This window comes from Chryseobacterium sp. VD8, assembly GCF_037149975.1.
Lineage (GTDB): Bacteria > Bacteroidota > Bacteroidia > Flavobacteriales > Weeksellaceae > Chryseobacterium > Chryseobacterium indicum.
On the sequence record NZ_JBBCQL010000112.1, the window covers coordinates 1 to 14,179 of the forward strand.

10 protein-coding genes are annotated in these 14,179 nt (G+C 37.1%); 2 read left to right on the forward strand and 8 right to left on the reverse strand.

Going from position 1 to position 14,179, the window contains the following annotated elements:
• The 8 genes from WFK35_RS13070 to WFK35_RS13105 all read right to left on the reverse strand — a co-directional run.
• Positions 1–1,796 (reverse strand): urocanate hydratase (locus WFK35_RS13070; RefSeq protein WP_336732960.1); only part of this gene is annotated, 1,796 nt, incomplete at its 3' end.
• Between the two features lie 268 nt (positions 1,797–2,064).
• Entirely contained in the window at positions 2,065–2,484 is a 420-nt protein-coding gene (locus WFK35_RS13075; protein WP_336732961.1) for an endonuclease domain-containing protein, read from the reverse strand.
• Between the two features lie 186 nt (positions 2,485–2,670).
• Positions 2,671–6,873: a T9SS type B sorting domain-containing protein gene (locus WFK35_RS13080; protein ID WP_336732962.1), complete on the reverse strand. Its 4,203-nt coding sequence runs from the start codon at positions 6,871–6,873 to the stop codon at positions 2,671–2,673.
• Positions 6,874–7,075: 202 nt separating this feature from the next.
• Positions 7,076–7,369 carry a hypothetical protein gene (locus tag WFK35_RS13085; protein ID WP_336691225.1) on the reverse strand — a complete coding sequence of 98 codons (294 nt, stop codon included), beginning with the start codon at positions 7,367–7,369 and terminating at the stop codon, positions 7,076–7,078.
• Positions 7,370–7,420: 51 nt separating this feature from the next.
• A complete protein-coding gene (locus WFK35_RS13090) occupies positions 7,421–8,395 on the reverse strand; it encodes a 2-hydroxyacid dehydrogenase (RefSeq protein WP_336732963.1) in 975 nt (324 codons plus the stop codon).
• Positions 8,396–8,497: 102 nt separating this feature from the next.
• Positions 8,498–8,725, reverse strand: a complete 228-nt coding sequence (locus WFK35_RS13095; RefSeq protein WP_336732964.1) for a hypothetical protein — start codon at positions 8,723–8,725, stop codon at positions 8,498–8,500.
• A gap of 223 nt (positions 8,726–8,948) precedes the next feature.
• Positions 8,949–9,761, reverse strand: a complete 813-nt coding sequence (locus WFK35_RS13100) for a hypothetical protein (RefSeq protein ID WP_336732965.1) — start codon at positions 9,759–9,761, stop codon at positions 8,949–8,951.
• A 294-nt stretch (positions 9,762–10,055) separates the two neighbouring features.
• Positions 10,056–10,709 (reverse strand): protein-L-isoaspartate(D-aspartate) O-methyltransferase, encoded by a 654-nt coding sequence (locus tag WFK35_RS13105; RefSeq protein WP_214590167.1) that lies wholly within the window; start codon positions 10,707–10,709, stop codon positions 10,056–10,058.
• Between the two features lie 157 nt (positions 10,710–10,866).
• Here WFK35_RS13105 and WFK35_RS13110 point away from each other — a divergent pair, with 157 nt between their 5' ends.
• On the forward strand, positions 10,867–11,829 hold the full coding sequence (locus WFK35_RS13110) for a Gfo/Idh/MocA family protein (RefSeq protein ID WP_336732966.1): 963 nt from the start codon (positions 10,867–10,869) through the stop codon (positions 11,827–11,829).
• A gap of 254 nt (positions 11,830–12,083) precedes the next feature.
• On the forward strand, positions 12,084–13,805 hold the full coding sequence (locus tag WFK35_RS13115) for a cellulase family glycosylhydrolase (RefSeq protein WP_336732967.1): 1,722 nt from the start codon (positions 12,084–12,086) through the stop codon (positions 13,803–13,805).
• The last annotated feature ends 374 nt before the right edge of the window (positions 13,806–14,179 follow it).

The window sequence follows — 14,179 nt, forward strand, 5'->3', positions numbered from 1 at the left end:
ATTCCGAAACCGCCGTTAATCACTTCTCCCCATCCTACTCCGCCTCCGTTGTGGATCGAAACCCAGGTTGCCCCACGGAAACTGTCGCCAATCACGTTGTGGATCGCCATATCTGCCGTAAATCTGGAACCGTCATAAATATTGGAAGTTTCTCTGTACGGCGAATCTGTTCCGGAAACATCATGATGATCTCTTCCCAAAACTACGGGTCCGATTTCTCCGTTTTTGATGGCTTTATTGAAGGCTTCTGCAATTTTCATTCTACCTTCTGCATCGGCATATAAAATTCTCGCCTGCGAACCAACCACCAGATTATTTTCCTGAGCTCCTTTGATCCACTGAATGTTGTCTTTCATCTGCTGCTGGATTTCTTCAGGGGAATTCTGCTGAATTTCTTCTAAAACCGCACAGGCAATATCATCTGTTTTCTGTAGATCTTCCGGCTTTCCGCTCGTACAAACCCAACGGAATGGTCCGAAACCGTAATCGAAACACATCGGTCCCATAATATCCTGCACATAAGAAGGAAATTTAAATTCTCTTCCCAACGTAGGATTTTCCGCCATTACATCGGCTCCGGCTCTGGAAGATTCGAGTAAAAAGGCATTTCCGTAATCGAAGAAATAAGTTCCTTTCGCCGTATGTTTGTTGATGGCTTCTGCGTGTCTTCTTAAGCTTTCCTGAACTTTATCTTTAAAAAGTTCCGGATCTTCCGCCATCATTTTATTGGATTCTTCAAAGCTCTGTCCTGCAGGATAATATCCTCCCGCCCAAGGATTGTGAAGCGAAGTCTGATCTGAACCGATGTCGATTCTTAAATTCTCCTGATCGAATTTTTCCCAGACCTCAACAATATTTCCCAAGTACGCCAGAGAAACAGATTCTTTATTTTCCTGCGCCTGTCGAACTCTTGCAACTAATTCGTCAAGATTTTCATGAATTTCGTTTACCCACTTCTGGTCGTGACGGATTTTGGTAATTTTTGGATTGACTTCGGCACAAACGGTAACACAGCCTGCAATATTTCCTGCTTTTGGCTGCGCTCCGGACATTCCGCCTAATCCTGAAGTCACGAATAGTCCGCCTTTCGGATCTTTATTGATTTTTCTGAATGCGTTCAGTACCGTAATGGTTGTTCCGTGAACAATTCCCTGCGGACCGATGTACATATAGCTTCCCGCCGTCATTTGTCCGTACTGTGTAACGCCCAAAGCATTGAATTTTTCCCAATCGTCCGGTTTTGAGTAATTCGGGATCATCATTCCGTTGGTTACCACTACTCTCGGCGCATCTTTATGGGAAGGAAACAATCCCATCGGATGTCCGGAATACATGACCAAAGTCTGTTCATCCGTCATTTCAGACAGGTATTTCATTGTTAAAAGATATTGTGCCCAGTTGGAAAATACTCCCCCGTTTCCACCATACGTAATCAGTTCATGAGGATGCTGCGCTACTGCATAATCCAGATTGTTCTGAATCATCAGCATAATGGCTTTTGCCTGCTCCGACTTTCCGGGATATTCAGAAATCGGTCTTGCCTTCATCTCATAATCCGGACGGAAACGGTACATATAAATTCTTCCGTATTTCTCAAGTTCTTCCCTGAATTCAGACAATAATTCTGCATGAAACCGGGGTTCGAAGTAACGTAACGCATTTTTCAATGCTAGTTTTTTTTCTTCTTCCCCTAAAATTTCTTTGCGTTTCGGCGCATGATTGATATTGGTTTCGTAAGGTTTCGGCTGTGGCAGCTGGTTGGGTATGCCCTGCTGTATCTGTTGTTGGAATGTCATGTATTTGTTGATCGTTGTTGGTTTAGCAGATTTATTTTTGTGGTTTTAAAGATATTCAAATTAGAAAATCCCTGCAACTAATGTGATAAAATTTGAAACAGCATGAAAATTCCCCTCCTCTGGAGGGGTGGCGAAAATTCGGAAGAATTTTTGACGGGGTGGTTTTAATAATCACCGAGTGATGTTTTTGTCTATGATTTTACCACCCCGTCTTCTCCCTTTGGTCGAATCCACCCCTCCGGAGGAGGGGAATTTTGTGATGGATATTTTAATTGTATTTATAATGCTCAATGATGAAGTTTTCTAAATCCTTCATTACAACAGACAAATTATGTAGTACATCAAAGTCTGTTATCCTGAATATTTTCAGACCTAAAGATTCCAGATATTTCTGTCTTACCTCATCATCAACTTCTTTTCCATTGTGGCTCCAGCCGTCAATTTCTATAACTAGCCCCAGCGTTTTCACGTAAAAATCAACGATGTAATTTCCGATAATTCTCTGTCTGTCAAAATCAATGTTATGGAATGTTTTCGCGCGAACCTGTTTCCAGAAAATGACTTCACTCAAAATTCCGGCTTTCCGTTTTCCTTTCAAAAGAGGTTTTAATTTGGGATTGTAGGGAAGATTTTCTACAAAATTCCTGTGAACAGAAATTCCGTTGATTGCTGTAAGGATTTCTTTCATCAATTGTTGCTTTTACTGTTTGTGTTTTTTAATTAAACCACCCCGTCAAAAATTTTATAAATTTTTGCCACCCCTCCAGAGGAGGGGAATTTCCACTTTCCGGATAATGCGATGATTAAATCTTTTCAAAAATAAAAAACCTCACTGAAAATTTCAATGAGGCTTTATAGAAATAAGTTTTTAGATTTAATTATGATTTTTAACCAAAACCCAACCGGTTATTGTTCTTCCATCCGGTATGGTAATCACATACCAGTAACTTGCAGTAGGAAGTACTCTTCCTTTTATCATCCCGTCCCAATAGAACTGAGTGTTTGAATTCTGTTCAAAAATCAGCATCTGATAACGGTCGAAGATTTTGAGGTTAGACATTCTTGTTCCGAATACCTGAAGATCTTTAATCACCCAATGATCATTAAGTCCGTCACCGTTTGGTGTAATGGTGTTTGTAATATCCAGTACCAGACCGTCCTTTTTTACAATACAGTCGCTGTCGGCAAATCTAACATAGAAGGTGGTAATTCCTGTAGGTAAATTATTGAAGCTGTTGCTTGCCTGCCAATTGATTCCATCGATAGAATACAGTATTGATTTTGAACCCGTAGCATAAATAATCACATTATTACCGCTGAACTGAATGCTTGTAATAACAGGGACTTCATAATGTTTGATTTCGAAAGTCTTGGTGTAAGAACATCCGTTGTCCGCCGTCACGGTTAATGAATAAGTTCCTACTGTGTTAATTCCTGTAATCGTATTCGTTGTAGAGATGGTCTGTCCCGCAGGATTAGTCCACTGATAGCTTACAATGGTATAATTCGTAATGTTCACAGAATAACTGCTCAGTGAACCTTCCGGACAGAAATACAATGTCGGAATATCGAAAATCGGAGTTTTTTTCAATGAAAGCTGAATCTGCACTAAATTGGAACACGATCCGGGAACACTTACTTTTACATAAATAATACTGGAGCCTGAAACCTGATTATACAGATACGCTGAAGGATTTGTAATCGCATTGGTTCCCGCATTAAGATCTGCTAAAGACGAATAATAAGTAAATGTAACGTTAGCTCCATTGTAAATCTGTGTCTGGAACTGGGTCAGATTAACGGTCTCTGATCCGTCATTTCCGATATCACAGGTTGCTAACGGGAAAGGTCCGTTGTTCAGCAGGGTTACTTTATTTCCGTAAGTGAAGGTTATGGATGCAATATCATTACATCCCGGAATATTCTGCACATTCACCCACATCTGCGCAGGGAAAGGATTGGCGGTAAAGTTCGATGGATTGGCAATAGGATTGGTTCCGTTCTGCGCATCCTGCAGGGTAAGATAGAAAGTAAATGTATTCGCAGGATTCGGTGCGTCAACCATTAAATTGGTAAAATTCAAAAGGTTTACTTCATAACTTCCGTCCAGATTTTCATCACAAACCGAAATGGTAGAATTGATGGCTTTCGGAGGGAAATAGGTATTCAGCTCGATTGATGCTACAGAGTAACATCCTGTGGTATTCACCTGAAATCTTGCCCACACCTGAACGGTCGAAATATTGGTGGTAACAATATTTCCGATCTGATTGGCAGGGTTTCCGGCATTGGCTTCCGCCTGTGTATTGTAATAAGTAACGGTGATATTTGATAAAGGATAGGTGTTCTGAGCAGGAATAAACATTTGAGAAGTGGCATCACCCAACTGAAAGGTTTCACTTAAATTAAAATCTTCATCGCATTTGTTCAATACCGCATTGTTCAGAACTACAGGGGGTAAGAATGTCATCAGAATGGTAAGTTTAACCGCTGAAAAGCAATCGTTGTTATTAAACTTCACCTTCACATAAACGGTTGCACTTCCTCCGGTAACAACAAACTGAGTGGGATTTGTAATCTCATTGGTGAAAATGTGGGTAATGGGATCATAATTCAGATAATACGTAAAGTTTACATTCGAGCTTGTTGTAATCTGGCTTTGCGCCTGTGTAAGATTATAAATCTCCGTATTGTCATTATTATTATCACAAATATTCGTCAGGTTAACCGTTACCTGAGGATTTACTGCCGGTGTAGAAGTTAATCCTACGGTAAACGGATAAATCTGCTCACAATTATAAGAATTGATCTTTACAAAGTACTGCTGTGTTCCGGTAAAGGTTACATTATTCACCGGATTATTTCCACTTGCTGCGTCTGCAGCAGTAAGATAGAAGGTTACCGTAGCATTCTGGCTTCCGATAATGGCAGATGAAAACTGTGATAACTGCACGTTTTCTGTATTATCATTATTAAAATCACAAACCGTAAAACTGGACTGTTCTGCAACAGGATGAACCAGATTGATCGTAAGTGGTCTTATCGTGTAGCAGGTCTCAGAAAGTTCGAAACGTACATAATAAATCTGTGTAACGAAATTTCCGTTGGTGGTAATGACCTGATTCGGGCTTATAGGATTTATTCCGAAACTCGCATCCGCATAATCTGCAAAGAATTTCACTACGGGAACTGTTGCCGGAGAGATCAACATTCCGTTTGAAAGGGTATTTAAATTAACACTGATGTCATCTGTTCCGTTAAAGCAGATGTATTCTGTTTTAGGAATAACCACAACTTTAGTAAATGTAATATTGAGATTTACAGTTGCCACTGCAACGCATCCGTTCGGGATCTGAACTCTTATAAAAATGGTATAAGCTCCGTCATGCACTGTACTTAAAACGCCTCCTGAACCTGTAAGAGCTTCGTTATAGGTTGCATATGCCGTAAATACAGCTCCCGGCTGTGATGTAATGAGCGGTCCGAAAGTTAAAGGGAAATCAAAAGGCTCTGCATCATCATTGTTGATATCACAGGTTGAATAGTTATAGTTAATCGGAGAATTGAGATTAACTCCCGGTTTGAACTGGAAAGTTACAGGACCTAAAACGAAGGTACAGTTTCCTTCCTGCAGTCTTACCCAGACCGTTGTACCTGCTGTAACATTGATTGTACTGATCGCATTGGTATTGCTCTGAGCATTTGCCTGCGTGGCGAAATAAGAAATTCCTGTAGTCCCCGGCGGAAAAAGCTCAGGATCAAGGAATGCTAAGTTATAGTTGGATTCTACTCCGTCATTATTCGTATCGCAAATCTGAACCGTATTTTTGAGCAAACTTTTGGTCTTAAAATTTAGAGTTAAAACAGCCACTCTGTAACAGTTGGGAACATTCGGATTCTGAATTCTCACATATAAAACCGTATTGGCTGTTAATGTAAAGTTGTTCGGTAAAGGACTGATGTTATTTTGTGCGTTCTGCAAAGTTGTATGAAAGCTGAATACAAAATTCGCAGGGTTCTGTGTGGTTACATTTCCCTGAAAACTGCTTAAAGTAAGGTTTACAGGATTGTTTCCGCAGTAATCCTGTGTGAAATTTTTCGCAGCGGGATAAGTAGGATCAAATGTTAAAGGAAAATCATCCGTTAAAGTAAGGGTACTGGTTCCGCAGGTATTAAAAACCGCAGTTGCCGTATACACTTCATTCTGGGTAGGGCAAATTGTAGCCTGAATTCCCGTAGCAACAGTCTGTCCGGCAGAATCTGTCCATGTTACATCCGGTTGTATTGTGTTCCCCAACGGATTAAATCTATATCCTTCCTGCAAAGCCTGCCATACTCCTGTATTTCTGTTAGGAGGAGAAACGCCGAGCGTTCCGTCGCCGTTGATAACGCCTATTAAAGCATTTTCAAATTTTCTTGTCGGGCAGGGTGTCGGTTTTTTATCTACGAAAACTTCAATCACATTGGTCGTTTCATGCAGTACAATCTGAGATGAAGCTCTGTCTGTACATCCTGCAATTCTTCCTTCGAAAAAGCTGATAACAAATTTTCTGTAAGGAGCTGTTCCGATGGTGGAATAATAAATTTCAGAAGGATCATTTGCAGAAAAAACCATATCGTTGTATACCCCGAATATGGAGTTTTTAGGAAGACTTACATTGGGGTTCTGCCATTGGACATTGGGATAGTTGATGTTTCCCAGCTGGCTCAGATCAAATGTGACCATACCGTTTGAACCGACTACTAATGCATTAAAATTCTGATTATAAAAACAAAACTGAAAAGGAAGATCCAGCTTGGTAGGAAAAACGTCATCGTAGTTGGCATTGAGCGGAGTTCCCTGATTCAATGCAATGGGAGGAGCAAAAGCCTGAGAAACGACTTCATAATTTGAAGTCTGTTTAATGACAGGATATTCCAGATGGAGATCAATACAACCGTTTGCATTAAGACCATTGGTACAGGTAACATTAAAGCTCTGATTGCCTACTGCATCTTTTATGATAACATTTCCGGGAGTTTGGGCAAGCCCGAAAATGCTTATCCATAAGAGGATAAATTGTAAAGGTTTTATCATAATCAAGTTTTCTTTTAATCACTATTTATTGATAAATTTACCACTTTTAGCAATACAATTATCAATCGTAAACATTTATTTACATGGTATTCATAACGAAATTATTCATAAGGTTAGAATACAACAATTTACAAAATAAATGTAAATAAAAAAAACCTTGCCGGAAAAGCAAGGTTTATAATTATTTGAAATTAAGTTCATATTAGGTTAAAACATCATCATTTTCTTCCTCATGGTCATCGTCGTTATCGCTTAGACTCCAGTAATTGTTTTCTTCGTCTTCACTGCCGATCTCTTCCATTTCATCGTCATCTTCCACTCCGGGAATATCCAGTCCTTTATCTAATTTATCGTCATCGTTTTCTTCATTAAAAATTGGTTTTCCGTTTCCGTCTAAGGAAATATGCTCTTCCTGATTAAAAATATCTTCACTGGATTTATATTCTCTCTGTTCCAGTCTTCTTTCCTGTTCCTGTTCGCTGTTTTCGGGTATCATACTCTTATTTTTTGGTGTTGTCTGTAATCAAACAAAAATAGTTCCAAGATATTAAGCGTATATTTCAGGATTTACACAGGCAGGCATTTTTTCACCTTTTGAAAAGGCAAAAATATTTTCAGCAGCCACTTTTGCCATTCCGTTTCTGGCTTCTTCTGTTGCTGAGCCAATGTGAGGAAGTACACAAACGTTAGAAAGCTCTAAAATAGGATCATCTTTAAAAATTGGTTCCGGATTGGTAACATCCAGTCCGGCTCCCCAGATTTTATGCTCAGAAAGTGCGGCGTAAAGATCTTTCTGATGATGAAAACCTCCTCTTGCCGTATTAATGAAGATTGCATTCTTCTTCATCCTATCAAAGACAGAAGCATTAAAAAGCTCTTTCTGCTCTGGTTTGAAATTGGCATGAATACTCAGAACATCAGATTGCTCAATAAGCTCATCAAAAGAAACATATTTTGCTCCCAAATTCTTTTCTGCTTCTTCATTGTGATGGCGGTTGTGATAAATAATCTGCATTCCGAAAGCAGCTTTAGATTTTTTTGCCATTTCGTATCCAATTCTTCCGAGACCGAAAATACCGAGCGTTTTTCCATACAATTCCTGACCCAAAGCGTGCAAAGGATCAAAATCTCCCCAGTTTCCGGATTTTACTTTTTCAAAATTATAGCTTGCCCTTCGTGCAACCGACTGCATGAGTAAAAAAGCAACATCTGAAGTGGCCTTGCTTAACACATCGGGTGTATTTCCGACCGGAATTTTTCTTGCATCAGCTTCCTGAATATCAACATGATCAAAACCTACTGAAAACAGGGCAATCGCCTTTATATTCGGACATTCGTTAAAAAAGTCTTTATCGAATTTAAACTCTCCTCCTACGCTTAAAATGGCATCATGGCTTCTGCAGTAATTCAGCCATTCTTCATAGGAGAGATTTTCCTGTTCAGGAATGAATATTTCAAGATTGGCGTCTTTAAGAAGTCTGATACCTGCTTCAGGAATTCTTTTGTTGATGAATACTTTCATATTTTGTGATGGTTAAATGATTTCATCAAGTAAAAAACCTCACTTTTCACAAGTAAGGTTTTTCAACTTTAATATTAAAATGATATACTTTAATTTATTCTTCTAAGATTCAGATATCAACTCTTCCATTTCTTCCCAAATTTCCAATGCTGATCTTCTGACTTTTCTTTTCGGTTCAGACTTTTTAGCTTTGAAAGCGTTTACCTGAAGATCATTTCCGGATTCTTTCTTATCCGGATTATCTTCCGCTCTGTTTCGGAAATTAATCTTAAAACTGTTCTGAATATTACTGAAATCTTGTAATATTTTAAATCTTTTCGCATTCATCATATTAAGATTTTAGTTAATTATACAGAAATGCATATTCAATTTTCGTTCCGAAACGTCACGTAATTTTTGTTTTTAATTAATTTTAATATAAATCGAAGATTTAAAGGCTAAGAATAAAACTTAGGACTATAACTGTATTGATAAGTCAGTAATAAAGTATGCTTACAAAAAAAGAGACTGCCTTTTAAAACAGTCTCTTTTCTTATTTTCATTGTCCGGTTAATTAATTGTGATTGTACTCGTAAGTAGTCGTATGAGTTTCCGTTAATGTATTATTATTGTCATAACTTTTTAAGACACTCTGTGTAGGAAAATTATTAGAGTTGTACTGATAAGTTTGCGTGAATATATCAGAACTTATACCACTTGACCCACTCCCTGTAGTACTATTCACTAATTTGTAAGACAGTATATTATGTTCAGATGCTTGATCTACCTGATTATAAACCTGTATATTCTTTAAACCTGTAACATTTTTGAAAGGATTGTTTTTGTTATCATAAACAATAGGTTGCAGATTACCCGTTCCAGTTTCAACAATAGTTCCATTTTGAGTCGCCTGTATGGTTTGGGTATAGCTTTTTACAGATCCATCAGTATTTAAATAGGCGTCTCTGGTATATGTTTTTACATAATTTCCACTTGTATTTTTTTCTATTATGGTAACATGATCGGCAGATAAATAATTAAACGTTGTAACTGTACTATTCGAACCCGAAATATCCTCCGCTTTTATTAAACGATTAGAACTGTCATAAGTGAAGGTCTCTGTAGAAGTTGGTGCTCCATTAGAAGAGGTACTAACGATTTTTGTAATCAAATCACCCGTATAAGTAAAGTTACTGATATCTCCGTCAACTAAACCTTTTTCCTGTACTATTTTTGAACCATTGTAGGTATAAACATAGGTTTCCCCATTATTCATCAATTTGGTAAGAAGAATGGGGGTTGAATCTACAGGATCTACAGTGTTTGAATCGTTAGAGCATGATATTGCAAGTAATGCAATAGACAGAAGCATAATTTTTGTTTTCATGTGCTATTTTAAAATTTCGGCTAAAATATATTTTTTAATTGTTATTTCAGTACTTTTTAAAAAAATTATTACTTTTTTTGTCCTGATTTAGCCGATTTGAGAAGTAAAAAACATTATCTGTCTGATTCTCAAACCATTCTTTCAAACTCATTTTTTTTAACGACCAAATTATTTTAGAATTTTGGATAATGATCATTATTCAGCATATTCCTGAATATGCTGAAAACTTAAATTGAAAATACGCTCCATCTCCGATTTCCGGCAACGATAGAAATAGTGTTTTGGATTTATTAATTACTGATTTGTATTTCCAAGCATCGGAACAAATTTGTAAGCCCCGAATTCCTCCTTTTCAAATTCGGTCTGCGAGATTTTTGTAAACCTGTATAAAACCTGCTCATCGGTCGGACCGAGAGGAATGACCATTTTCCCACCAACTTTAAGCTGTTTCAGAAGTTCTGTTGGTAAAACGGAAGCACCGCAGGTCACGATAATTTTATCAAACGGAGCAAAGGTAGGAAGTCCGGCAAAGCCATCCCCGAAACTCTGAAATTTTGGATATAAATTCATTTCACGAAGTTTCTTTTTAGAAAAATCGAAAAGATCTTTTTGTCGCTCAACCGTATAAACATGGGCTTTCATTGCCATTAAAACGGCGGTCTGATAACCACAACCCGTACCGATTTCAAGCACTTTTTCCCCTTCTTTTACCTGCAGAAGTTCAGACTGTTCGGCAACGGTTGAAGGATGCGAAATCGTCTGATGCGCAAGAATAGGAAAAGCACGGTCTTCGTAGGCAAAATCTTCGAAAATACTTTCAATAAAAAGGTGTCTCGGAACTTCATTCATTGCTGAAAGTACGTTTTCATCCGAAATCCCGATTCTGTTTCGGAGATATTCCACTAAAATCTTTCTTTTTCCTTTATGTACAAATGAATCTTGCGTCATTACAGATAGTAGTTATTAGGTTGCAGGTAACAGTTCGCACAAAAATATGAAATTTTGTCGGGGGTTAAAAACTGTTGCACGCAGTTTTTAATTTTCTGATAACCGGCAATGTACAACCAACAACAAATTGTTATATTTACAGAAATTTAATACAGCTATGTTGAAAGCAGGTTTGGTAGGAGCCGGACATTTAGGAAAAATACATTTACGACTTTTAAATCAGTCAGATAAATACGAATTCATCGGTTTCCACGACAAAGACGCAGAAAACGGAAAAAAACTGGAAGCGGAATTCGGATATAAATATTTTGAGAATTTTGATGGACTGCTGGAGCAGATCGATATGCTGGATATTGTAACGCCCACCATTTATCATTACGATTATGCGCTAAAAGCAATTGAAAAAGGTCTGCATTTTTTCATTGAAAAACCGGTTACCCAAACATTGGAACAGGCAGAAGAAATTCTCCAGAAATGTAAGGAAAAGGGCATTAAAGCTCAGGTTGGTCATGTTGAAAGATATAATCCGGCATTTATTGCAACGAAAGAATACATCAACAATCCGATGTTTATCGAAATTCACAGATTAGCAGAATTTAATCCAAGAGGAACAGATGTTTCTGTGGTTCTGGATCTGATGATTCATGATCTGGATATTTTATTAAGCATTGCTAAATCTAAGGTTAAAAATATTCACGCAAGCGGCGTTTGTGTGGTAAGCAAAACGCCTGATATTGCGAATGCGAGAATTGAATTTGAAAATGGCTGTGTTGCGAATTTAACGACCTCCAGAATTTCGATGAAAGCGATGAGAAAGAGCCGTTTTTTCCAGAAAGACGCTTATATTTCCGTTGATTTCCTTGAAAAAAAAGCGGAAGTGATTCGCATGAAAGACGCTCCTGAACACCCTACTCCATTCGACATGATTATTGAAAATGCAGAGGGAGAGAAAAATCAGATTTTATTTGAATATCCTAATATTCAGCCTAATAATGCGATTTTGGATGAACTGAATTCTTTTGCAGATTCTATTACTGAAGACAAACACGTAGAAGTTTCGCTTGAAGACGGAACAGAAGCGCTGAAAGTGGCTTTGGAAATTATGAAATTGATTTCTTAATTTTTTAACACAAATCGCACAAATATTTTCACGAATAACACGATAATTTATTGATAGAAACGGGCTAAAAACCCGTTTTTTTTATGAATTATTTCAAATTGACTTTTGCCGAAAGTTTCAAATGTCGGATCTCTTTTATATTTAAATTTTAAATCAATTTAATTACTTTTCAATAATTTTTAAATATATTTGTTAATTCTTAATCAATAATTTCTTTAAAACAATCCCTTAACAATTCAATAATTAAAATCACTATGAAAAGAGCCATCCTATTATCCGCTTTTTTATTGTCTCAATTTGAGACATCACAACTTTTAAAAACACAAGGTGAGAAAATTATTAATGATAAAGGTGAAAATATTCAGTTGCGAGGTCTCGGTTTAGGAGGCTGGATGCTTCAGGAAGGATATATGCTGAAAACGGCTGACTTTGCAGGTCCACAATACAAAATCAAGGAGAAAATTGCTGAACTGATTGGTGAAGACGGAATGAATGAGTTTTACAAGGCTTATCTGAAAAACGGAATTACCCGACAGGATATTGATTTTCTAAAAAAAGCAGGATTCAATTCGATCAGACTTCCAATGCATTATAACCTGTACACTTTACCGATTGAAAAAGAATCTAAAAAAGGAGAAAATACATGGCTGGAAGAAGGTTTTAAAATGACAGATGATCTTCTGAAATGGTGCGCGGACAATAAAATGTACCTGATTCTCGACCTTCACGCAGCTCCGGGCGGACAGGGAAATGATGTAAATATTTCTGACAACGATAAATCTAAACCATCTCTTTGGGAAAGCGAAGAAAATCAGAAAAAAACAATTGCACTATGGAAGAAACTAGCCGAAAGATACAAAAATTCTCCATGGATCGGTGGTTACGACTTAATTAACGAACCGAATATCAATTTCACAGGAAAAAATATAAACGGAACGGATGAAATGTCGAATGCGCCACTTTGGAAGCTTCAGAAAGAAATCACGGAAGCGATCCGTACTGTTGATAAAAAGCACATGATCATCATTGAAGGAAACGGCTGGGGAAATAATTACAACGGTTTAACGCCGCTTTGGGACGACAACATGGTATTCAGTTTCCATAAATACTGGAATAATAATGATGACACCACACTGAAATTTGCTTTGGATCTAAGAGAGAAACACAAAATTCCGATCTGGCTGGGCGAAACAGGAGAAAATTCGAATGTATGGTTTACAGAGCTTATTCAGCTTTTAGATAAACATAACATCGGTTACGCATTCTGGCCGATGAAAAAGATAGACAATATCGCAGGAATTACCAACGTAAAAATTACTCCGGAATACCAGAAATTACTGGATTACTGGAAAAACGGAGGCGAAAAACCATCTAAAGAATCTGCCAGGAAAGCTTTGATGCAGATTGCTGAAAACTATAAATTCAGCAATGTGGAAATTAAAAATGATGTGATTGATGCGATGTTCAGACAGACAAAAGACAGTTCCACAAAACCTTTCAAAAATCTACAGGCTCCCGGAAAAATATTCGCAACCGATTATGATTTAGGAAGAATAGGTTCTGCTTATTCGGATAAAGATTTTATTAATCTTTGGGTAAGTGATCCTGCAAAAAGATCGGAATGGAATTCCGGAAACCAACTGAGAAATGACGGTGTTGATATTTACAGAACAAAAGACAATGAATATTACGTCGGAAAGACAGAAACCGAAGAATGGCTTCAGTATACAATAGGTTCTAAAGTTGATAAAACATATACTTTTGAGATAAAATATGCCAGTAAAAACGACGCAAAAATACGGATTGAGGATGCTTCCGGAAAACAACTAGCTTCAATTTCATTGTCTTCAACAGGCGGAAATGAAATTTGGAAAATGGTTACCGCAAAAGGAATTCATCTTAAAAAAGGAGAAAATAAAGTCAGAATTTATTTCGAAAATGATGGCGTTAATCTGAATTATTTTGAAGTGAGATAAAGAAAAAATCATAACTTGCAAATCCCTTTTAGTTTCTAAGAGGGATTTATTTTTAAAATTATTTAAACTTTTATTTTAACCGCAAAAGAAGGAAATTTTTAACACTTCAGTTATTTAAGTTCAATATTTAAATGCAAAAGAAAGAACACATAAGTTTAAAAAATCCAAAGATTTTTTATCCTTTACAGACTTTTGATTAACTAAAAAGTATTTAAAGATTACAGAATTTCTTTTGCTTCTTTTGCGGTTAATAAAAATGATCAAACAAATATTATGAAAAAAATCACATTATTATTTCTTTTGATTTCGGCATTTGTTTTTGCGCAGAAATCTTCTTTGGATCAAAAAATAAGTTCTATTATTAAAGACAAAAA